Here is a 22,251-nt window from a genome sequence, read left to right as displayed (position 1 = left end):
GACACGGAGAACCGCCCCATGCCGACCGCCCTCCCCACCCGTCTCGAATCCGGCCGCAGCTATCCGCTCGGCGCGACCTGGGACGGCCTCGGGACCAATTTCGCGGTGTTTTCCGCGCACGCGCATCGCATTCAGCTGTGCGTGTTCGATCCGACCGGCCGCAAGGAACTCGCGCGCCTCGACCTGCCCGAATGCACCGACGAGGTGTGGCACGGCTACCTGCCCAACGCGCATCCGGGCACCGTGTACGGGTTTCGCGCGGACGGCCCGTACCAGCCGCAGAACGGCCATCGCTTCAATCCGACCAAGCTGCTGCTCGATCCGTACGCACGCAAGCTGGTCGGCCAGTTCCGCTGGTCGGACGCGCTGTTCGGCTATCGCGTGCATTCGAATCGGGCCGATCTGTCGATGGACCGCCGCGATTCGGCGCCCGCGATGCCGAAGGCCGTGGTCGTCGACGAAGCGTTCGACTGGAGCAACGACCGGCGCCCGAACGTGCCGTGGCGCAGTACCGTGATCTACGAGACGCACGTCCGCGGCGCGTCGATGCGCCGCGCCGGGCTGCGCCCGCCGGAGCGCGGCACGTTCGCGTCGCTCGCGCATCCGGCGTTCATCGATCATCTGCTGTCGATCGGCGTGACGACGGTCGAGCTGTTGCCGATTCACGCGTTCCTGCAGCAGCGCGAGCTCGTGAAACGCGGGCTGCGCAACTACTGGGGCTACGACACGGCGGCGTTCTTCGCGCCGGAGCCGTCGTATCTGACGACGCGGCGACTCGACGAAATGCGCATCGCGGTGCGCCAGTTGCACGCGGCCGGCATCGAGGTCGTGCTCGACGTCGTCTACAACCACACGTGCGAAGGCAACCAGCTCGGGCCCACGCTGTCGTGGCGCGGCCTCGACAACGCGAGCTATTACCGGCTGCGGCCCGACGATCCGCGCTACCACGTCGACGAAACCGGGTGCGGCAACACGCTGAACATGTCGCATCCGCGTGTCGTGCAGCTGGTGATGGATTCGCTGCGCTACTGGGCCACCGCGTTCAACATCGACGGCTTCCGCTTCGATCTCGGCGTGACGCTCGGCCGCGAGGATCACGGCTTCGAACCCGGCGCGGGGTTCTTCGACGCGCTGCGGCAGGACCCCGTGCTCGCGCAGCGCAAGCTCATCACCGAGCCGTGGGATCTCGGCCCCGGCGGCTATCAGCTCGGCCGCCATCCGCCCGGCTTCGCCGAGTGGAACGACCGGTTTCGCGACACCGTGCGACGCTTCTGGCGCGGCGACGCTGGCCAGCGCCCGGAACTGGCGGCACGCTTGTCGGGCTCGGCCGACCTGTTCAATCACGGGCGGCGCCGCACCTGGGCATCGATCAATTTCGTCACCGCGCACGACGGCTTCACGCTCGCCGATCTGGTGTCGTACGCGGGCAAGCACAACGACGCGAACGGCGAGGACAACCGCGACGGCCGCGACGACAACTGCAGCGCGAACTGGGGCGCCGAAGGGCCGACCGACGACGCGGCGATCCGCGACGTGCGCCGGCGCGTCGCGCGCTCGATGCTCGCGACGCTGTTTACCGCGCTCGGCACGCCGATGCTCGTGGCGGGCGACGAATTCGGCCGCACGCAGCAGGGCAACAACAACGCGTATTGCCAGGATAACGAACTGTCCTGGCTCGACTGGGACTTGGCGCACGGCGACGAAGGCATCGAGATGACCCGCTTCGTGTCGCGGCTCGCCGCGCTGCGGCGCATGTACCCGGTGATGTCTGCGCCGCGCTACCCGTCGGGCGACCGCGACGGCGCGCCGGGCATGCGCGAGATCGAATGGTTCGACGAACGCGGCGACGCGCTGACCGTCCCCGCGTGGGAAGACGGCGAACGCCGCGCGCTGACGATGCGGCGCGTCGGCACCGGCCGCACCGGACGCACCGAGGCGTTGCTCGTGATGCTGAACGCATCGGCCGACACCATCACGTTCATGCCGCCCGCGCCCGTACTCGATTACCGGATCCTGCTCGACACCGCGACGCCCGACTCGGGCCCGCGCTGGTGGCCGGAAGCGGGCCTCGACGTCGCCGCGCATGCGGCCGCGATCGCGGTCGCGGCCGTGCCGCCGCCCGATCAGTCTCCTTCCCGAGGATCGCCATGACATCCCGTTCCGCCCGCCCAACCGGCACGCACGCATTCGAATCGTCGTTCGGCGCGACCTGCGTCGATGGCGACCACACGCGTTTCCGGCTGTGGGCGCCCGCGAGCCGCACGGCCGCCGTCGAGCTGCAGGACGAAGGCGGCCGCGCGATTCCGATGACGCCGGCCGGCGACGGCTGGTTCGAGACGGTCGCGCCGTGCGGCCCCGGCACGCTGTACCGCTACCTGCTCGACGACGCGCTCGCGGTCCCCGATCCCGCGTCGCGCTTCCAGCCGTACGACGTGCACGGGCCGAGCCAGATCGTCGATCCAACCGCGTACCGCTGGCGTCACGACGCATGGCGCGGCCGCCCGTGGCACGAGACGGTGCTGTACGAGCTGCATGTCGGCGCGTGCGGCGGCTACGCGGCCGTCGAGCGGCGGCTGCCGACGATCGCCGAACTCGGCGTGACCGCCGTCGAGCTGATGCCCGTCAACGCGTTCCCGGGCGCGCGCAACTGGGGCTACGACGGCGTGCTGCCGTTCGCGCCCGACGCGTCGTACGGGCGGCCCGAGGAGCTGAAGTCGCTGGTCGACACCGCGCACGGGCTCGGGCTGCAGGTGTTCCTCGACGTCGTCTACAACCACTTCGGCCCCGACGGCAACCTGCTGCCGCGCTACGCGCCCGAATTCTTCCGCGCGGACCGGCAGACCGCGTGGGGACCGGCGATCGACTTCTCCCGCCCGCAGACGAGCGCGTTCTTCATCGACAACGCGCTGTACTGGCTCGACGAATACCGTTTCGACGGGCTGCGCATCGACGCCGCGCACGCGATCGGCGACGACGCATGGCTGCGCGAACTCGCGCGCCGCGTACGCGCGCACGCGGGCGACGCGCGCCACGTGCATCTCGTGCTGGAGAACGAGCGCAATACCGCGAGCCTGCTCGGCCCCGGCGGCTTCGACGCGCAATGGAACGACGATTTCCACAACAGCGCGCACGTGCTGCTGACCGGCGAGCGCGACGGCTACTATCGCGCGTACGCCGACGCGCCGCTGCGCCATTTCGCGCGCACGCTCGGCGAAGGCTTCGCGTATCAGGGCGAACCGTCGCCGCTGCACGACGGCGCCGCGCGCGGCGAACCGAGCGCGCACCTGCCGCCGACCGCGTTCGTCGTGTTTCTGCAGAACCACGACCAGATCGGCAACCGCGCGTTCGGCGAACGGCTGCGCGCGCTCGCGAACGACGACGCGGTGCGCGCGGCCACCGCGCTGATGCTGCTCGCGCCGTCGATCCCGCTGCTGTTCATGGGCGAGGAAGACGGCAGCACGCAGCCGTTCCAGTTCTTCACCGACTATCGCGGCGCGCTCGCCGACGCGGTGCGCGAAGGCCGGCGCCGCGAATTCGCCGCGTTTCCCGCGTTCGCCGATGCCGCGCATCGCGACGCGATTCCCGATCCGAACGACATCGCGACGTTCGTGCGCTCGTCGTTGCACCATCCGCCCGACGAATCGTGGCCCGACGCGGCCGCGTGGCGGCGCTTCTACCGCAGCGCGCTGGCCGTGCGCGCGGCGCTCGTGACGCCGCACCTGGCCGGCGCGCGGTCGCTCGGCGTCGATCTGCTCGCGGGCGACGGCGACCCGCCCGCGCTCACCGCGCGCTGGCGCCTCGGCGACGGCAGCACGCTGACGATCGCGCTGAATCTCGGCTCGCACGACGCGACGCTGCCCGCGCTGCCGGTCGGCAAGATCGTGTTCGAGACGCCGCCGCGCGCGCGCGACCGGCTGCCGGGCGGGCACGTGCCGCCCCGCGCGTGTATCGCGTGGCGCGACGGCGCGGTCAACCAGGATGCGCGGCATCACCGCGCGAACGGACGGAGTTCATCATGACGACCGACGTTCCGATCGCGGCGCTCGCCCGTGCGGCCGGGCTGGAGCCCGACTGGACCGACGCGGGCGGCGTCGCGCGGCGCGTGGACGACGACGCGCTCGTCGCGCTCGTCGATGCGCTCGGCTGGCCGTGCGGCACCGCGATCCAGCGGGTCGACAGCGCGGCGGCGCTCGCCGACGCGAACGCGGCGCCGCCGCGTACCGTGACCGGCGACGCCGGCCTGCCGCTGACGCTGCCCGCGACCGTCGCGGCGCCGGGCGCGCGCTTCAGGATCTCGCTCGAAAGCGGCGGGCACGTGGACGGGCGCGTGGGCGGCACGGGCGAACACGGCACGCTGCCGCCGCTCGCGATGGCCGGCTATCACGCGCTCGACGTCGGCGAGCAGCGTATCGGGCTCGCGATCGCACCGCCGCGCGCGCGGCCGTTCGACGCGTTCGCGCGCACACGCGACGCGAACAGCCGCTGGGGCATCGCCGCGCAGCTCTACGGCCTGCGCCGCACCGGCGACGACGGCGCGGGCGACTACACGACGCTCGCGCGGCTCGCCGCGCACGCGGCGCGACACGGCGCGCAGGCCGTGGCGATCAGCCCGACGCACGCCGGCTTTCCGGCCCTCCCCGCGCACGACAGCCCGTATTCGCCGTCGTCGAGGCGCTGGCACAACGTCGCGTATCTCGACTGCGACGCGGTGCCGGGCGCCGATGCCGTGCCGCGCGCATCGGCCGCCGTCGCCGACGCCGACGCCGACGCCGCACTGATCGACTGGCCCCGCGTGCTGCCGGCGAAGCTGCGCCGTCTGCGTGCATGCTTCGATGCATGGCGAGCGAGCGACGACCCGTCGCGCGACACGTACCAGCGGTTTCGCGCGGCGGGCGGCGCGGCGCTCGACGCGCACGCGCGCTTCGATGCGCTGCAGGCGTTCTGCATCGAGCACGGGATCGGCGCGGATTGGCGGCAATGGCCGGCGCAATGGCGCATGCCGGGATCGGCGGAAGTCGACGCGTTCGCGCACGCGCATGCCGACACGATCGCGTTTCACACCTTCCTGCAATGGTGCGCGTCGCGCGCGCTCGGCGACGCGCAGCACGCGGCGCGCGGCGCGGGCATGGCGACCGGGCTGATCGCCGATCTCGCGGTCGGTTCCGATCGCGCCGGCAGCGACGCGTGGGCGCACGGCACGACGCTGCTGCGCGGCGTGTCGCTCGGCGCGCCGCCCGACCTGTTCAATGCGGCCGGCCAGGCGTGGGGCGTGACGACGTGGACGCCCGCCGCGCTGCGCGCGGACGGCTTCGTGCCGTTCATCGAGCTGCTGCGCGCCGCGTTCGCGCACGCGGGCGGCATCCGCATCGATCACGTGCTCGGCTTCGCGCGGATGTGGATCGTGCCGGACGGCGGCTCGCCGCGCAGCGGCGCGTACCTGCGCTATCCGCTCGACGATCTGGTGCGGCTCGTCGCGCTCGAGGCGGCCCGCCATCGCGCGATCGCGATCGGCGAGGATCTCGGCACCGTGCCGGCCGGATTGCGCGAACGGCTCGGCGCGCAGGGCGTCGCGGGCATGCGCGTCCTGTGGTTCGAGCGCGACGCGAACGGCGCGTTCCGGCCGCCGTCCGCATGGGATCGCGATGCGATCGCGACCACCTCGACGCACGACTTGCCGACCGTGGCCGGCTGGTGGCGCGGCGTCGATCTCGGATGGCGGCGCGTCGCCGCCGACGCCGAAGCCGGTAAACGGCGCGACGACACACCGCCGCGCGACGTGGCCGCCCCGGCGCCGGACGATGCGAGCGCGCACGATTCCGACGAGATCGTGCAGCGCATGGCGTTCGGACACGACACCGTGCAGCGCCCCGAGCCGGGCAAGCCGCCGCCGCCGGCTTCGCCGCCCGAGCTGCTCGCCGCCCACGCGGAACGCGCCACCGAGCGCGCGGCGCTGTGGCACGCGCTGCAACAGGCCGGGTGCGCGCCGGCCGGCGCCGCGGTGCCGCCGGCCGACATGCCGCCGGTGAACGCGATCCTCGGCTACGTCGCGATCAGCCCGTCGCCGCTCGCGCTGCTGCCGCTCGAGGATCTGCTCGCTCTCGACGCGCAGCCAAACCTGCCGGGGCCGCCGTGCGGCCATCCGAACTGGCGGCAGCGTCTGCCGCGCACGGTCGACACGCTGTTCGACACCGACGTGCGCACGCGCATCGCCGCCGTCGTGCATGCGCGCCGTTCGCGGGGGCGCCGCTCATGACGCCGCGCGCGACGCTGCGACTGCAGTTGCACGCGGGCTTCACGTTCGACGACGCGGCCGCGCACGCCGACTACTTCGCGCGGCTCGGCGTGAGCCACCTGTACCTGTCGCCGGTGTCGACGGCCGAGCGCGGCTCGCTGCACGGCTACGACACCGTCGACTACGGCGCGCTCAGCGCGGAACTCGGCGGCGAAGCCGGCTTCCTGCGGCTCGTCGATGCGCTGCGCGCGCGCGGCCTCGGCATCATCATCGACATCGTGCCGAACCACATGGGCGTCGGCGGGTCGTCGAACGGCTGGTGGAACGACGTGCTCGAATGGGGGCCGGCGAGCCCGTACGCACGCACCTTCGACATCGACTGGCATCCGCCGGACCCGGCGCTCGACGGCAAGGTGCTGCTGCCGTGCCTCGGCGCGCCGTACGGCGATGCGCTCGCGGCCGGCGACATCACGCTGCGCGCCGATCCGGCCGCGGGCCGCTTCTACATCGCGTGTCCCGGGCGGCGGCTGCCCGTGGCCGCCGCCACCTACGCGGAAATCCTGCGCATCGCGAACCGCGCGGACCTGAACGCGCTCGCCGAGCGCTTCGATGCCGCGCCGGCACGCGGCAGCGCGCGGCTGGCCGCCGCCCATGCGGCGCTGCGCGATCATTCGGCCGCGCACGGCCCGCATGCACTCGACGCGGTATTGCGCGGCGCCGACCCGCGCCGCGCCCGCTCGCGCGCCTGCCTGCATCGATTGCTCGAACGCCAGCACTACCGGCTCGCGTGGTGGCGCACGGCCGCCGACGAGCTGAACTGGCGGCGCTTCTTCGACATCGCGACGCTCGCGGCCGTACGCGTCGAAGACGACGCGGTGTTCGACGCCGTTCATGCGCTGCCGCTGCGCCTCCACGCGGCCGGGCTGGTCGATGGCGTGCGCGTCGATCACGTCGACGGCCTTGCCGATCCGCGCGCGTACTGCCGGCGGCTGCACGCGCGGCTCACCGCGCAGCGCGACGCGCGGCCCTACGTCGTGGTCGAGAAGATCCTCGCGCCCGGCGAGGCGCTGCGCAGCGACTGGGCCGTCGACGGCACGACCGGCTACGACTTCATGAACGACGTCGGCGCGCTGCTGCACGACCCGGCCGGCGCCGCGCCGCTCGCCGCGCACTGGGCGGCCGTGTCGGGTTCGGCGCGCACGTTCGCGGAGGAAGCGCTCGACGGCAAGCGGCGCGTGCTGATGCGTCAGCTCGCCGTCGAGCATGCGCGCGTCGCGCGGTTGCTGCACGGGATCGCGCGGGCGTCGCCCGCGACGCGCGACGTGAGCCGGCTCGCGATCCAGCGCGTGCTCGGCGAACTCGCGGTGCGGCTGCCCGTGTACAGGTTGTATCCGGCGCCGGGCGACGAACTCGCCGACGCCGACCGGCGCGTGCTCGCCCACGCGTATGACGGTGCGTATGCGGCCGTCGATCCGACCGACCGGTTCGCGCTCGAGCGCGTCGCCGCGTGGCTCGGCTTGCCGGTCGTGCGCGTGCCGCGCGCGAACGCGGACGCGCTGCTCGCGGCGCGCGTCGCGTTCGCGCAGCTCACCGCGCCGCTGGCCGCGAAGGGTGTCGAGGATACGGCCAACTATCGCTATGGCCGGCTGCTGTCGCGTAACGAGGTCGGCGCCGACGCCGGCGACTTCAGCCTGTCGCGCGGCGCGTTCCATGCGCGCAACCGGCGTCGCGCGCGCACCGTGCCGCACGGGCTCGTCGCGACGGCCACGCACGACCACAAGCGCGGCGAGGACGCGCGTGCGCGGCTGGCGGTGCTCAGCGAGGCGCCCGATGCGTGGCGCGCGGCATCGCTCGACTGGTCGGCGCTGAACCTGCCGTATCGCGGCGGCGCGCACCGCGACCTCGCGTGGACGCCCGGGCCGGCCGCCGAGGCGATGCTGTACCAGACGCTCGTCGGCTGCTGGCCGCCCGCGCTCGCACCCGACGATGCGGCCGGCCTCGACGCGCTCGCGACGCGCGTTGTGCAATGGCAGACGAAGGCGCTGCGCGAAGCGAAGCAGCACACCGACTGGCTCGCGCCCGAGCCTGACTACGAGCGCGGCTGCGAGGCATTCGTTCGCGCGATCCTGACGCCGCGCGGCGCCGGGGATTTTCCGCATCGGCTGCATGCGTTCGTCGCGCGGATCGCGCCGGCCGGCGTCGTCAACAGCCTCGCGCAGACGGCGCTGCGGATCGCGTCGCCCGGCGTGCCCGATCTGTATCAAGGTACCGAGTCATGGGATCACTCGCTCGTCGATCCGGACAACCGGCGCGACGTACCGTTCGCGACGCTGGCGGCCGAAGCGATCGACGCGCCCGTTGCGTCGTATCTGCCGACATGGCCCGACGCGCGCGTGAAGCGCGCGCTGATCGAGCGGATGCTGGCGCTGCGCGCGCGATGGCCGGCGACGTTCGCGGATGGCGCGTACGTTCCGCTGCGCGTGCGCGGCAAGTTGGCACGGCATGCGGTGGCGTTCGCGCGGTGCGACGATGCGGCGACCGTGGTGGTGGTCGCGACGCGGCTCGCGTGCCGGTTGCTGGGCGAAGCGCCCGGATTGCCGCGCGTGGAACCGGCGCGATGGGGCGATACGGCCGTCGTGCTGCCGCGCGGCGTTGAAGGGCCCTGGACAGACGCGTTGAACGCCGGGGACGCGATCGATGCGCCGGATGGTGTGCTGGCGCTCGATCGCTGTCTGGCCGAGTTGCCTGTGGCGGTGCTCGTCGCGGCGCGGCATGAAAACTGAAGGCGATGTCCGATTGACGGTAGCCAGGGAGCGGGCCCGCGATCGATTTTGTGCAAAACGTGCCGTGAATAATCGATCGTTCAAATGCGTAATCGACTTTCACCCGCAACGTCCGACCGCAAGCTACTTCGTTTAGCCGACGATCTGCGTCAACGACCTTACGACCACTCTTCCGGCGGCATCTCGCCGCGGTCGTCTTCCCACAGCGGTTTTGCCGCCTCTTCTCCGCGGCTCGGCGTCACCGGCCCGTTTCCGCTTGCGCCGCGGTCAGCTCGCTCGGCCCGCCGCGCGCCGTCGCGCGGTACCGCCTGCGCTCGCACACGAGTCCGCGTACGCGTCGGCGTCACGGTACGCTGCCCGTCGCGGCGACGCTCTTCCGTCGAGCCTGCATCGTGGGTCTGTCGTGCATTCGAAGCTGTAGCCATTCCGTTCTCCTGAGTCATCGAAAGAAACCGGTCGCCCGAACGCAGCAATTTCGGTGCCGCCCGCCGGGCAAGCATCTTGCTCCGCTGATTCGACCGAAACCGTTCCGGAGGTGACGATGCCGACGAATCGCAACACGCCGCCCGCCACACGCCGCCGCCTCGGCGGATGGATGGCCACCGAGGAATCCCGCATGGCCGCGTTCCGCGAAAAAATCGCGAACGAAGCCCGCGCGCATGCCGGCGAGCGGCTGCGCACGCCGGCCGTGCAGGACCTCGCGCGGCTGTTCGACGACAACGCGGTGCTGCGCATGAGCCTGACCCGCGCGATCGACGAAGCGTGCGAATCGGGATACCGGCTCGGCTACGCGTCGATCGGCGAGCTGATGACCGTGCTCGACCATCTGATGACCTACACGCCGCCGTTCAGCGAGGAAAGCCTGATCGTGTGCCCGCTGAACGCGTTCTTCGACTGGCCGATGTGCATGCCGTCGGGCCACGCGGTGTTTCGCGACGCGGCCGTGAACGCGCAGTTGAAGCGCGTGCTGAACGTCTGGTGCGACTTCCTTGGCGGCCCGCACTCGCGCACGCATCTCGACACGTCCGCGCCCGACGGCTGGTTCTGCGACGCAGCACGCAAGCGTCTGGGGCTGTCGCAGTTCCAGTATCGCGAAGACCAGCCGCACTGGGGCTTCGATTCGTGGAACGACTTCTTCACGCGGCGCTTTCGCGATGGCGCGCGACCCGTCGCGGCTCCGGACGATCCACACGTGATAGTCAGCGCGTGCGAAGCCGCGCCCTATCACGCCGAAACCAACGTGAAGCTACGCGACACGTTCTGGATCAAGTCGCAGCCGTATTCGCTGCGCGACCTCTTCACGCCCGCTTGGCTGCCGCTCGCCGAGCGCTTCGTCGGCGGCGACGTCTATCAGGCCTACCTCAGCGCGTACAACTATCACCGCTGGCATGCGCCGGTGCGCGGCGTCGTCACGCACGCGTATCGGGTAGACGGCGCCTATTATTCGGTCGCCGAAGCGGAAGGCCCGGACCCGGCCGGGCTCAACGACTCGCAGGGCTACATGACGGCGGTGGCCGCACGCGCGGTGATCGCGATCGCGAGCGACGATCCGGGCATCGGCACCGTGGCGGCCGTGTTCGTCGGGATGGGCGACGTATCATCGTGCGTGGTCGAGGTCGTGCCGGGGCAGCGCGTCGACAAGGGCGACGAGATCGGTTACTTCCAGTTCGGCGGCTCGACCTACTGCCTGCTGTTCGAGCCCGGCGTAATCGACCGCTTCCTGTACGCGCCGCCATTCGAAGGCGAGCCGCCCGTCGTGCAGGTCAATGCGCCGGTCGCGGTCGCGCGGTGAGCGCGGTGCGCGACCCTGCGCATCACCCGTCGGTCACATCGTGCAGGCCGATCGCGTGGGCACCCGCGGCGTCATGACGCTGCACGCCTCGCAGCACCGACAGGCCGTCGGCCGTCAGCGCGGGTCGGTGCGCGCCCGACGCGTCGTCGTGCTCCATCACGATCAGGCGTCGTTCGACGAGCGCGACGACGTCGTCGCGATCGATCTGGATCTGTTCCGGCGCGTGATGCGCGAGGAACAGTGCGGCGAATTCGTGGGCAGTCAGCATGCTCGTTTCCCCGGTTGACGGCTGCGCTCGATGCGACGACGGCGTCGCATCGGCATGCGGCGCGTATCGTGCGCCGGCGACGTCAGGGGCATGCAGGGACCGTGCCAACCACTCCCGTGCGGCCGGTGTCCGCAGGGTGCGCGCGCCGCGCGATGTGGCGCCGGACGACGTGTTCGAGCCGCTGCAAAGTTTTCAACGGCGTGTAATGGCAGGCCGCCGGATGCGACCGGCGTCGATCCGTCTGGACAACGTACCGAGCAGATGCTTCGGGAAACGCGCTCGCTTCACGATCTCCGCGAGCGAAACAGCCCGGCCCTCGCTGCGCCTGCCGGCGCACGGAAATACCCGCTGTGCAGCACCACGTCGTGGTTGCCGCTCGCCAGCACGTCCGCGCATGCGGCTTCGATCCGCGCACGGCCGCGGTCGAACGCGTCGCGCAAGTCGGCTTCCAGCGCGGAACGCGCGCCGAAATGGTCTTCGAGCGCCTCGACGGTGATCGCGCAGTCATGCGGCACGCCACCAACCTCAACGACGAAGCGCATTTGCAGCGCCGCGCCGTCGAACGCGGGCGGTTCGTCGGTCAGCGTGACGGCGCGCGGGGAACCTGTCGGCATCGGCTCACGCCCCCCGCGCCGCGAGACGCTCGACCAGCGCGCCGTTGAACGCGGGCAGGTCGGCCGGCTTGCGGCTCGTGATCAGGTTGCCGTCGCGCACGACTTCCTCGTCCACCCACTTGCCGCCCGCATGACGAATGTCGTCCTGCAGGCTCGGCCAGCTCGTCATCGTCTTGCCGTCGACCAGCCCGGCCGATACCAGCAGCCAGCCGCCGTGACAGATCGCCGCGACCGGCTTGCCGGCGCCCACCGCCGCCGTCACGAATTCGCGCGCGGCGGGCACCATCCGGATCGCGTCGCCGTTGATGACGCCGCCCGGCAACACGACCGCGTCGTAGTCGCCTTCGCGCGCCTCGTCGAACGTGCGATCGACCTTCACCCGCTCGCCCTTGTCGACATGCCTGAAGCCCTGGATCTCGCCGCCCTTCTGCGAAATCACGTCCACCTGCGCGCCTTCTGCCGCGAGCGCGCGCTGCGGTTCGACGAGCTCGGCTTCCTCGAAGCCGTCGACCGCGAGAATCGCTACCTTGCAATGATCCAGCCTGCCGCTCATGAATGCCTCCGTGGAAGGTGTGGCACACGTCGTGCCGCGTTCGTCGCGTAGCAATCGGCGTGCCGCGTGCTCAAGGTGCTGCAGGCGGCCACACGCCGCGGCAACCACGCGCGCTTGTATTGCCCTGCAATCGGGGAACGACCCGCGCGCCGACGTGCGTATGCCTCTCGTCGTCTCGCCTGCCTCGTTCGTCACAGTCGGGGTGCAAACTTTTCAACGGGATGTAAGCCGACGCCGTGCGCCCGTTCGATGCGCCGCGATCACTGCAAATGACGCGCGGCGTCGAGCATCGCGTCGGTCAGCTCGACCGTCAGCGTCAGATTCTCGTCGGTATCGGGCAACTGTTCGAGCGTCTGTTGCACGGCGTCATGCAACATCGCATGCACGCGCATCCGCGCGCCGTCGTCGAGGTCCGCATAGCGTTCCATCGTCGAGCATTCGAGCGCGAGCACGACCGAATGCCGCGCCGCCTCGGGTGGCGCCTCGACCGCGTTCGCCCACGCCGCATGAAACATGACCCTGCCCGTTTCGACGTCCACGTGGACCGTCGTGTCGAGATCGTCCATGTCGCCTGCATCGTCGTCGATCTCGTCGTGCTCCAGAAAAATCCGGGAATTCGATTGCATGATGTCCTCCTGCGTGGTGGCGGCGCGCCCGTCCCGGGTAACCGCGCCGCCATCGCGCCGTGCCGGCCGCGCCGGCACGACACCGTCAATAACCGCTGGAACCGCCGCCCGTCCCGCCGGCCCCACCGCCGCCCGTGCCCGTCGAGCCCGCCGACCCGCCGTTGCCGGCGCCCGTCCCGCTCGTGCCACCCGAGCCGCCCGAGCCGCCCGTGCCGCCGGCCCCACCGGACCCGCCGACGCCGCCGCCGGGGGAGCCGCTACCGCCCTGGCCCGCGCCGTTCGGGCCGCCGCCTGGCTTCACATGGCCGGCTGATCCGCTGTGCGACCGCATCCCGTGCTTCGCGCCATGCCGCTGCGTGCCCGCCGGCGGCGGCGGCGCGGCCGTATTGCCGTTGGTACCCGGCGTCGACATGTCCATCGACGGATTTGGCGCGCCGGTGCCCTCGTCGGAGCGCTGCGAGTTCTGCGCCCATGCGGCCGGTGCAGCCGCGGCGATCGCGACGGCCGCGCAGCCCAGCACGTGGCGCGCGACGAACTTCGATTCGAATACTGACTTCATGGCGTTTTCTCCCTATGGACGATCGCGTGATGGAAATTCCTGCTCCGGTCTTTCAGCAAGGCCCATGCCGCGCCGGCGACGTTCGAGATGCGGCACGCGGTTTGCTCCCCTTCCGCGCACGACTTGTCCGTGACCCATACGGAGCCTCCGCCTTATGCCTTCCGCTTCTGCTTCCGCTTCCCACGCGCACGGCAAGCGCCACACGCGCCGCCCCGGCCGCGCGCGCGGCGCCGACCCGAACCACCGCCAGCGCTGGTCCGGCGAAGTTACTCAAAAAAGCGATGCGCTCGACATCGAGCCGGACATCTTCAAATCCGACGATCCGGCGGCGATCGCCGCGTCGCTGAAGCACTCGGCCGAACACAGCCGCCGCCGCAAGGCATCGCCGTTCCAGTCGGCGATGTCGATGCTGAACTTCTACGTGAACCGCGCGGGCCGCAACCTGCCGAAAACGCGCCGTGCAACGCTCGAACGCGCGAAGCGCAAGCTGCGCGAAGCGTTCGGCCGCAAGCCCTGACGGCCGGCGCGCCGCCCGTCTCCCTCCGCTGCGATCACACATGCACGAAACCCTCTGGTACCTGATCATCGGCGCGGTGCTGCTGGGCATGGGCGTCGTGACGTCCGCGTTGCGCCACCTGCCCTGCAGTTCGGCCATGATTTACCTGGTGCTCGGCGTCGCGCTCGGCCCGAGCGGCGCCGGCCTGCTGCATCTCGACCTCGAACGCGACGGCCCCCTGCTGCGCGCGATCGTCGAAGTCGCGCTGCTCGTATCGCTGTTCGCGATCGGGCTGCGGCTGCGCGTGCCGCTGTCCGACAAGCTGTGGCTCGTGCCGTGCCGCCTCGGGCTGCTCGCGATGGTCGTCACCGTGCCGCTGCTCGCCGCGTGCACGGTGCTCGCGCTTGGCGTCGGCTGGGGCCCCGCGTTGCTGCTCGCGGCGATCCTCGCACCGACCGATCCCGTGCTCGCGCACGACGTCCAGGTGCACGACCCGGGCGATCGCGACCTGGTGCGCTTCGCGTTGTCCGGCGAAGGCGGGATGAACGACGGCATCGCGCTGCCGTTCGCGCTCGCGGGGCTCGCGCTGTGCGGCGCACCGGGCGCGACGCACGGCATCCCGCCGCTGTCCGGCACGTTCGCGCTGGTCGCGCTGTGGGGCATCGCCGGTGCGACGGCGATCGGCGGCGGGCTCGGCTGGGCCATGACGAAGACGATCGGCTGGCTGCGTACGCGCCACGCGCAGGCGCTCGGCCTCGAAGGCTTCTTCGCGCTCGCGCTGATCGTGCTGTCGTTCGGCGCCGCGCAGCTCGCGCACACGTTCGGCTTCATCGCGACGTTCGCGGCCGGCGTCGCGATGCGGCGCGTCGAGCATCGTGCGAGCGGCGACCGTCCGCCGCGCGAAGTGATCGGCCAGATCGATTCGGAAGACGTCGTCGCGACCGAAAAGCATCCGGACAAGGCACATGCATTCATGGCCGAATCGGTGCTCGGCTTCACGATCGAGCTCGAACGGATCGCGGAGGCGATCGTGATGACGATGATCGGCAGCGTGCTGTCGACGCTGCCCGGCCCGTTGTTCACGTGGGGCGCCGCCGCGCTGGCCACCGTGCTGTTCGTCGCCGTGCGCCCGCTCGCGGTGCTGGTCACGCTCGTGGGGTCGCGGGCGACGCATGCGCAGCGGCGGCTGATGGCGTGGTTCGGCATCCGCGGGATCGGCTCGTTCTACTATCTGCTGTTCGCGCTCGAGCACGGGCCGTCCGAGGCCGTGCGCCCGCTGGCGGCGCCCGTGCTGGCCGTTGTGTCCGCGTCGGTGGTGGCGCACGGGGTCTCCGCGACGCCGCTGATGAACTGGTATTACCGGTTGCAGCAGCGTCGGCGCTGACCGTTCACGTGTCCGCGCCGAGCCGCGCCCGCATCGCCGCGGTGATGCGCTGGCGCGCCTTCGCATAGCCTTCCCACGGGTCGCGCTTCAGCGCGTCCAGCCGCGCGTGCAACGTGTCGATCGTCCATTGCGCGCCGCCCGTCGTCTGCGGCACCTCGTCCCACTCGAGCGGCACCGACACGCCCATGCCGGGCCGCGCGCGCACCGAATACGCGGCGATCGTGCTCGCGCCGCGCCCGTTGCGCAGGTAGTCGACGAAGATCTTGCCGCGCCGGTGGCGCGGCCCCATCGTCGCGGTGAAACGCTCGGGCAGTGTGCCGGCGACGTGCTGCGCGACCGCGCGCGAAAAATCCTTCACGTCGTCCCAGCCCGCGTGCCGCGTGAGCGGCACGACGACGTGCAGCCCCTTGCCGCCGCTCGTCTTGCAGAACGACACGAGCCCCAGCTCGTCGAGCAGGCCGCGCACCAGTTGCGCGGCGTCGATCATCGTGCGCCACGGCAGCGCCGGATCGGGATCGAGGTCGAACACGATGCGGTCGGGCCGCTCGACGTTCGCCGCATGCGCGTTCCACGTGTGCAGTTCGACCGTGCCCATTTGCGCGGCGCCGAGCAGCGCGTCGACGCTGTCGATCGACAGCAGCGGCCCGTGGCCGGGGTCGAGCCCTTCGTGCTGCGTGACGAACGGAATCTCGCGGCGCTCCGCGTGTTTCTGGAAAAACAGCTCGCCGGCGATGTCGCCCGGGGCGCGCACGAGCGACACGGGCCGGCCTTTCAGGTCGGGCAGCAGCCACGGCGCGACCCATTGCCAGTACCGCGCGAGATCGATCTTGCGCGTGCCGCTTTGCGGGTCGAGCACGCGCTCGGGATGCGTGATGCGCACGCCGCCGAGCGAGTCTGGCGCAGCCGCGTCGCCTTCGGCGCGCGCGGCCGCGCCGGAACGTGCGGGGCGCTTGCGAGTGGCCGTTTCGTGAGCGGCAGGCGATGCGCGCTTGCGTTTGTCGTCGTGCGTGGTTTCGCGTCGATCCATCGTCACCTCCGTATCCGTGTGTTTCGGCATTTCGCGGACGATCTGCTCCGCCGGCTTGTCGTCGCGCAGCGCGATGAACGCGGCCTGCCGCACGATGCCGTCGCCGGTCCATTCCGCGAATTCGCATTCGGCGACGAGTGTCGGCTCGACCCAGTGCACGCGCGTGCGCGTGCGTTCGCGCGGCGGTGCGTCGAACGGCATCGTGTCGCGCTCGTGCTTGCGCAGGATCGCGGCGAGACGGTCGAGCATGCGCGCGTCGAATCCCGTGCCGACGCGGCCGACGTAGCGCAGCGGCCCCGGCCCGTGCCGCCGCTTGCCGGCCGGCGGCGGTTCGTGCACGCCGAGCAGCAGCGCGCCGAAGCCGTGCCGGCTGCCCGATGGTTCCGTAAAGCCGCCGATCACGAATTCCTGCCGGCGCCGGCATTTGAGCTTGATCCACGCGGGCGAACGGCCGGCGCGATAGCGCGACTCCGCGCGCTTGCCGATCAGCCCTTCGAGGCCCGTGTTGCAGGCGCTCGTGATCAGCGACGCGACGTCCTCGCCGAGATCGGGCGAAAAACGCACGCGCGTCGGGTCGCTGTTCGCGAGCAGCGGTTCGAGCAGCGCGCGACGGGCCGCGAGCGGTGCGTCGCGCAGGTCGTATCCGTCGAGATAGGGCAGATCGAACGCGAAGAACGTGATTGCATCCGAGCGGCCCGTGCCGAACGCGTTCTGCAACGCCTGGAAATCGGGCAGGCCGTTTTCGCCGAGCACGACGGCCTCGCCGTCCAGCCACGCGTCGTCGACGTCGAGCGCCGCGAGCGCGTCGCGCTGCGCGCGCAGCTTCGCGGTCCAGTCGCGGCCTTCGCGCGTCATCAGCGTGACGCGCCGGCGCGCGCCCTTGCCGGCAATGCGCGCGAGGATCCGGTAACCGTCGAACTTCAGTTCGTAGCACCAGCCGCCGTGGGTCGGCGGCGCGTCGACCAGCGTCGCGAGTTGCGGCGCGACGCGCTCGGGCAGCGGCGCGCGCACCGCGCCCTCGACTTGCAACGGATCGGTGGGGTGCTGGCTTTCGTTGCCTTCGCGGCTTGCAGGTTGCGTTGCCCGTGAATCGCCGGTCGCGCCGGTCGAGCCGCCGCGTCGCGCCGCTTGTTTGCGCGCCGCGCCGTCGGACGCGCCGTCATGCACGCTGCCCGGCCGCTCGCCGACCACGTCGAATTCATCGGCGCTGCGCGCGTCGTCGTCGCGCTCCTTGATCAGCAGCCACTGGTCCTGGCGCCCTTCCTGGCGCCCGCTGCGTACGAGCGCCCAGCCGCCGTGCAGCTTCTCGCCGTCGAGCCGGAACGTCAGCTTGCCGGCCCGGTAGCCTTCGCGTGCCTGCGCGACGCCGCCGTCGGGCGTCCACGTGCCCTCGTCCCAGACGACGACCGACCCCGCGCCGTAATGCCCGGCCGGAATCTCGCCTTCGAACGACGCGTATTCGAGCGGATGGTCCTCGACATGCACGGCGAGCCGCTTCACCTGCGGATCGAAGCTCGGCCCCTTCGGCACGGCCCACGACTTCAGCGTGCCGTCGAGCTCGAGCCGGAAATCGTAGTGCAGCCGGCGCGCGTGGTGCTCCTGGATCACGAAGCGCAGCGGGTGGCGGGCGCGCGCGGCGGGCTTCGCCTTCGTGCCCGCTTTCACCTCCGCCTTCGCGCGACGCTTCTCGTGCGCGCCTTCGGGCTCGGGCGTCGCGCCGAAATGGCGCTTGCGGCGATACGGATCGAGCTTGCCGGCCATCGCGTCACCTCGTCGAAATCGGAGTCGGCGTCATCGGCTTCACGCCGCGTGCTTGCGTCGCGCGGCGGTCTTCTTCGCCGCAGGCTCGCTCGCCGCGCGTTTCGCGGTGCCGCGCTTCGCCGCGGTTTTCGTCGCCGCGCCTTTCGACGCGGATTTCGAGGGCGACTTGCGGCGTGACGATGACGACGATGACGCCTCCTCTTCCGCTTCGTCGCGCTCGTCACGCAGATCCGCCGCGCGCGCGCCGGCGCCACCCTTGAGGCTGCGCTTCAGCAGCTCGGTGAGATCGACCACGTTGGTCGCCGCGCGGCCCGTCTGCGCGGGCCGGTCCTCGATCTCCTCGACCTTGCCCGCGCGCACCTTGCGCTCGACCAGTTCGAGGATGTCGTCGCGAAACGTGTCGTGATATTCGTCGGGCGTCCATTTGCCGGACATGTCGTCGATCAGCTTCTTCGCCATCGCGAGTTCGCGCGCGGTGACGCCCGCGCCCTTCGCGTCGTCGGCCGGCACCGACAGCTCGTCGAGCGGCCGCAGTTCCTCCTGCCAGCGCAGCGTATCGAGCGCGAGCATCGGCCCGACCGGGATCAGCGCGCCCAGGTGCTGGCGGTCGCGCATCACGACGAGCGCGATGCCGATCTTGCCGCTGTCCTTCAGCGCGTCGCGCAGCAGTGCATAGACCTTCTCGCCCTTGCGGTCCGGCACCAGGTAGTACGGCGTGTCGAGATAGAGGAACGACACGGCGTCCTCGTCGACGAAGGTCAGGATGTCGACGGTCTGCGTCGATTCCGGGTTCGCCGCGCGGATTTCGTCGTCGGTCAGCACGACGTAGCGCTCCTTCTCGTACTCGTAGCCGCGCACGATGTCCTCGCGCGTGACCTCCTTGCCGGTGCGCTTGTTGATCTGCCGATAGCCGATCGGGTCCATCGAGCGCTTGTCGAGCATCCGGAACGACGGCTTCACGGTGCGCGTCGCCGGAAACAGTTGCACGGGCACGTGCACGAGCCCGAAGCTGATCGCGCCTTTCCATATCATCCGCGGTGCCATGCTGTTCCTCCTTGCCCGATGCGCGCCCGCCCGAGGGCAGGCGCGCCGTCCGGCGCGAACCGCCGCCGGCCCTATGCCGGCAGTTCCGCCGCCTGCTGTTCGCGCGCCCACACACGATGCTGGCCGAGGTGATCCGACAGCGTGTTCAGCACCTTGTCGAGATCGACGGCCTGCCCGACGCACACGCCTTCAGCCGGATCCGGCAAGTGCGCGGCGCTGAGCAATTGCCGCCCCGAGCCGACGGCCGCGATCGGCTTCAGGTGCTTGAACGCCTCGCGCACGAAATGGCGGGCGTCGGCGCTGTGCGCGAGATCGCGGCCATCGCCGTCGCCGCCGCACACGAACACCGCGTCGAACATCACCGACGGCATGCCGGCGAGCGTCGCCTCCGGCACGATGCCGCCAATCGGCGCGAGCGTCGGCGCGACGATCGTCGGCACCGCGTGCGCGGCCTGCAACGCGTCGCGCACCTGCTCGACGAGCACCGGGTTCACGCCCGGCGTCGCGATCAGCGCGATCTTGCGCGAGCGGATGCCGGGCTTCGCGCGGCCGATCAGGCTCAGCGCCGGCGACGGCCGCGGGACGGACGGCGTCGCGGCCGCCTGCGGCGCGGGCAGCCCGAGCCGTTCGGCGACCTGCGCGGCGAGCCCCGCGTCGAAGCGCGCGATGATCTCGTTGACCACCCGCTCGCGAATGTGCGGCTGCGTCACCTTGCCGAGCTCGAAGCAGTACGCATCGCGAATATGCCGCTGCTCGATCTCGGTCATGCTCTGGTAGAACAGCGCGGCTTGCGAGAAATGATCGGCGAACGATTCGCTGCGCACGCGCACCTTGTGGCCTTCGAGCGGCTCGGGCACGGTCTCGAAGCCGCCGCCGGACGGCGCGGGCGGCGTCTCGCTCGGCCAGCCGCCGCTCGTCGAGTTCGGCTCGTACGACGCCTGCCCGACGTTGATCGTCTGCCGGTGCATCGCGTCGCGCTGGTTGTTCGCGAACGGGCACACCGGCCGGTTGATCGGAATCTCGTGGAAATTCGGGCCGCCGAGCCGGCTCAGTTGCGTATCGGTGTACGAAAACAGCCGCCCCTGCAACAGCGGATCGTTCGTGAAATCGATGCCCGGCACCACGTGGCCCGGGTGAAACGCGACCTGCTCGGTCTCCGCGAAGAAGTTGTCGGGGTTGCGGTTCAGCGTCATCCGGCCGATCGGCCGCACCGGCACGCGTTCTTCCGGCACGAGCTTGGTCGGATCCAGCAGGTCGAAGTCGAATTTGTCGGCATCGGCCGGATCGATCATCTGCACGCCGAGCTCGAACTCCGGATAGTCGCCGCGCTCGATCGCCATCCACAGGTCGCGCCGGTTGAAATCCGGGTCGTGGCCGGCGATGCGCTGCGCCTCGTCCCACAGCAGCGAATACGCGCCGCTCACGGGCCGCCAGTGGAATTTCACGAAACGCTCGACGCCGGCCGCGTTCACGAAGCGGAACGTGTGCACGCCGAAGCCGTCCATCGCGCGATAGCTCGCCGGCAGCGCGCGATCCGACATCAGCCACAGCACCATGTGCGTGGTTTCCGGCACCAGCGACACGAAATCCCAGAACGTGTCGTGCGCGGACGCGCCGGTCGGCATCTCGTTCGGCGCCTCGGGCTTCACCGCATGCACGAAGTCGGGAAACTTGATCGCATCCTGGATGAAGAACACCGGCATGTTGTTGCCGACGAGGTCGTAGTTGCCTTCCTCGGTATAGAACTTCACCGCGAAGCCGCGCACGTCGCGCACGGTGTCGGCCGACCCGCGCGGCCCCTGCACGGTCGAGAAGCGCACGTACACCGGCGTTTCGGCGGCCGGGTCCTGCAGGAACGCGGCCTTCGTGTAGTCGGCCATCGGCTCGTAGACGCGGAACACGCCGTGCGCGCCCGAGCCGCGCGCGTGCACCACGCGCTCCGGAATGCGCTCGTGATCGAAATGCGTGATCTTCTCGCGCATGATGAAGTCTTCGAGCAGCGACGGGCCGCGCGCGCCGCCTCGCAGCGTATTCTGGTTGTCGGCGATCCGCACGCCCTGGTTGGTGCGCAACGCCTCGCCGTCGGGCCGCGCACGGTTCGCTTCGAGCTGGCGCGACTTCGCGCTGTCGTGCGGCTGCGTCGGGGGCGTCTTGCCGGCGGATGGGGGATTCGTCATCGTCAGGTGTCCTCTTGGTATTCGAATCGAGAGCCGCCATGCACGCCGGCGCGCCGCGGCGCGCGCGTGCGAACGGCGGGGAAAGCCGGCCCGGCGCCCGATGGGCGCCCGCGGGCCGGCGGCGTCAGGGCGCGCGCAGCGCCGCGTCGAATTCGACGGCCGTCACGTCGAGCGCCACGTTGCATTCGATCACGGCATCCTCGACGCGCGGCTTGTGCTCGTCCACCGCGCGCCGCGCGCGGTCGCACAGTTGCGTGCGCACGCGCAGCCGGTCGGCCGTGTCGAGCAGCGCGTAGCGCTCGATCACGTCCGCATCGAACCGCATGTCGACCGTGCAGCGCCATTCGCGCGCATCCTCGTCGGAGGGCACGCGCACCCACGATACGTGGATCGTCAGCCGGCCCGACGCGTCGTCCTCGTGAACGACGACGGTCGACTGCGACGGAAAGCCGATCGCGAACGCGTGCTCGAGTTCCGCGACGCGCCGCGACCGGTCGGGCGCGACCGTCATCGGCGCACGACCCCCAGCAACAGCGTGACGAGGAAGATCACGACGAAGATGTAGAACAGAATCTTCGCGATCTCGGCCGCGCCGGCGGCAATGCCGCCGAACCCGAACACCGCCGCGATGATCGCGATGACGAAGAAGATGATGGCGTATCGAAGCATGGAACCCTCCTGGATGACAGCGGTCGTCACTAAACGTCGGCGGCGCTCACGCATCGTGCTTGTGTTTCGGTTTGCCGTGCGTGGGCGTGGAAGCCATTTTCTCGAGCTCTTTCTCGCTCATCGACTTGGCCATCGATTTCGACGGCGGCTTCAGGTCTTTCATTTTCGTGTCACCGCGCTTGGCCGACAGCGCGGCCCCTGCGGCGCGCTGCTGCGCCTGGGATTTGGCTGGCATGATTGCGCTCCTCTCGTTGGCGCGAGCCGAC

Annotated in this window: 18 protein-coding genes; 7 read left to right on the top strand and 11 right to left on the bottom strand. The window is 70.8% G+C overall.

Annotated elements, in window-relative coordinates; translation table 11 throughout:
• Positions 1 to 18 precede the first annotated feature (18 nt).
• The 5 genes from glgX to LGM42_RS27625 all read left to right on the top strand — a co-directional run bounded on the left by glgX (position 19) and on the right by LGM42_RS27625 (position 10,807).
• Entirely contained in the window at positions 19 to 2,151 is a 2,133-nt protein-coding gene (gene glgX, locus LGM42_RS27645; RefSeq protein ID WP_226233850.1) for a glycogen debranching protein GlgX, read from the top strand.
• Entirely contained in the window at positions 2,148 to 4,019 is a 1,872-nt protein-coding gene (treZ, locus tag LGM42_RS27640; RefSeq protein WP_226233849.1) for a malto-oligosyltrehalose trehalohydrolase, read from the top strand. The genes glgX and treZ overlap by 4 nt, the downstream gene beginning before the upstream one ends.
• Entirely contained in the window at positions 4,016 to 6,253 is a 2,238-nt protein-coding gene (malQ, locus tag LGM42_RS27635) for a 4-alpha-glucanotransferase (RefSeq protein WP_226233848.1), read from the top strand. Before treZ ends, malQ begins: the two co-directional genes overlap by 4 nt.
• Entirely contained in the window at positions 6,250 to 9,015 is a 2,766-nt protein-coding gene (gene treY, locus LGM42_RS27630) for a malto-oligosyltrehalose synthase (RefSeq protein WP_226233846.1), read from the top strand. The genes malQ and treY overlap by 4 nt, the downstream gene beginning before the upstream one ends.
• A gap of 541 nt (positions 9,016 to 9,556) precedes the next feature.
• On the top strand, positions 9,557 to 10,807 hold the full coding sequence (locus LGM42_RS27625; RefSeq protein ID WP_226233845.1) for a phosphatidylserine decarboxylase family protein: 1,251 nt from the start codon (positions 9,557 to 9,559) through the stop codon (positions 10,805 to 10,807).
• Positions 10,808 to 10,829: 22 nt separating this feature from the next.
• Here LGM42_RS27625 and LGM42_RS27620 read toward each other — a convergent pair whose 3' ends face one another.
• The 5 genes from LGM42_RS27620 to LGM42_RS27600 form a co-directional block, all read right to left on the bottom strand.
• The gene (locus LGM42_RS27620) at positions 10,830 to 11,075 is read right to left on the bottom strand and encodes a hypothetical protein (RefSeq protein WP_226233837.1); all 246 of its coding nucleotides are present in this window, start codon (positions 11,073 to 11,075) and stop codon (positions 10,830 to 10,832) included.
• 284 nt (positions 11,076 to 11,359) lie between these two features.
• Complete coding sequence (locus tag LGM42_RS27615) at positions 11,360 to 11,689, bottom strand: DUF1488 domain-containing protein (RefSeq protein ID WP_226233835.1); 330 nt, start codon at positions 11,687 to 11,689, stop codon at positions 11,360 to 11,362.
• A gap of 4 nt (positions 11,690 to 11,693) precedes the next feature.
• Entirely contained in the window at positions 11,694 to 12,242 is a 549-nt protein-coding gene (locus LGM42_RS27610; RefSeq protein ID WP_059575215.1) for a type 1 glutamine amidotransferase domain-containing protein, read from the bottom strand.
• Between the two features lie 260 nt (positions 12,243 to 12,502).
• Positions 12,503 to 12,868: a DUF3022 domain-containing protein gene (locus LGM42_RS27605; protein WP_059575213.1), complete on the bottom strand. Its 366-nt coding sequence runs from the start codon at positions 12,866 to 12,868 to the stop codon at positions 12,503 to 12,505.
• Between the two features lie 85 nt (positions 12,869 to 12,953).
• Positions 12,954 to 13,427: a hypothetical protein gene (locus tag LGM42_RS27600; RefSeq protein WP_226233833.1), complete on the bottom strand. Its 474-nt coding sequence runs from the start codon at positions 13,425 to 13,427 to the stop codon at positions 12,954 to 12,956.
• Between the two features lie 154 nt (positions 13,428 to 13,581).
• On the opposite strand from LGM42_RS27600, the gene LGM42_RS27595 reads away from it, so the two are divergent.
• Both LGM42_RS27595 and LGM42_RS27590 read left to right on the top strand, forming a co-directional pair.
• Positions 13,582 to 13,944 (top strand): DUF3175 domain-containing protein, encoded by a 363-nt coding sequence (locus tag LGM42_RS27595; protein ID WP_060310428.1) that lies wholly within the window; start codon positions 13,582 to 13,584, stop codon positions 13,942 to 13,944.
• A 40-nt stretch (positions 13,945 to 13,984) separates the two neighbouring features.
• The gene (locus tag LGM42_RS27590) at positions 13,985 to 15,307 is read left to right on the top strand and encodes a cation:proton antiporter (protein ID WP_060310429.1); all 1,323 of its coding nucleotides are present in this window, start codon (positions 13,985 to 13,987) and stop codon (positions 15,305 to 15,307) included.
• Positions 15,308 to 15,311: 4 nt separating this feature from the next.
• On the opposite strand, the gene ligD is transcribed toward LGM42_RS27590, so the two are convergent.
• From ligD to LGM42_RS27560, 6 genes are all read right to left on the bottom strand, one after another.
• Positions 15,312 to 18,095 (bottom strand): DNA ligase D, encoded by a 2,784-nt coding sequence (ligD, locus tag LGM42_RS27585; protein ID WP_226233831.1) that lies wholly within the window; start codon positions 18,093 to 18,095, stop codon positions 15,312 to 15,314.
• A gap of 39 nt (positions 18,096 to 18,134) precedes the next feature.
• A complete protein-coding gene (locus LGM42_RS27580) occupies positions 18,135 to 19,139 on the bottom strand; it encodes a Ku protein (RefSeq protein WP_059575035.1) in 1,005 nt (334 codons plus the stop codon).
• 71 nt (positions 19,140 to 19,210) lie between these two features.
• Complete coding sequence (gene katE / locus LGM42_RS27575; protein ID WP_226233829.1) at positions 19,211 to 21,316, bottom strand: catalase HPII; 2,106 nt, start codon at positions 21,314 to 21,316, stop codon at positions 19,211 to 19,213.
• 124 nt (positions 21,317 to 21,440) lie between these two features.
• Positions 21,441 to 21,827 carry a DUF3022 domain-containing protein gene (locus tag LGM42_RS27570; protein WP_060310432.1) on the bottom strand — a complete coding sequence of 129 codons (387 nt, stop codon included), beginning with the start codon at positions 21,825 to 21,827 and terminating at the stop codon, positions 21,441 to 21,443.
• Entirely contained in the window at positions 21,824 to 21,985 is a 162-nt protein-coding gene (locus tag LGM42_RS27565; RefSeq protein ID WP_006498332.1) for a DUF1328 family protein, read from the bottom strand. The genes LGM42_RS27570 and LGM42_RS27565 overlap by 4 nt, the downstream gene beginning before the upstream one ends.
• 46 nt (positions 21,986 to 22,031) lie before the next feature.
• Positions 22,032 to 22,220, bottom strand: a complete 189-nt coding sequence (locus tag LGM42_RS27560; RefSeq protein ID WP_006498333.1) for a DUF3008 family protein — start codon at positions 22,218 to 22,220, stop codon at positions 22,032 to 22,034.
• Positions 22,221 to 22,251 lie beyond the last annotated feature (31 nt).

Origin of the sequence: Burkholderia sp. AU39826, from assembly GCF_020419965.1 — a bacterium.
Lineage (GTDB): Bacteria > Pseudomonadota > Gammaproteobacteria > Burkholderiales > Burkholderiaceae > Burkholderia > Burkholderia semiarida.
The sequence above is the reverse complement of the archived record's forward strand: the minus strand, read 5'-3'. Positions and strand labels throughout refer to the sequence as shown.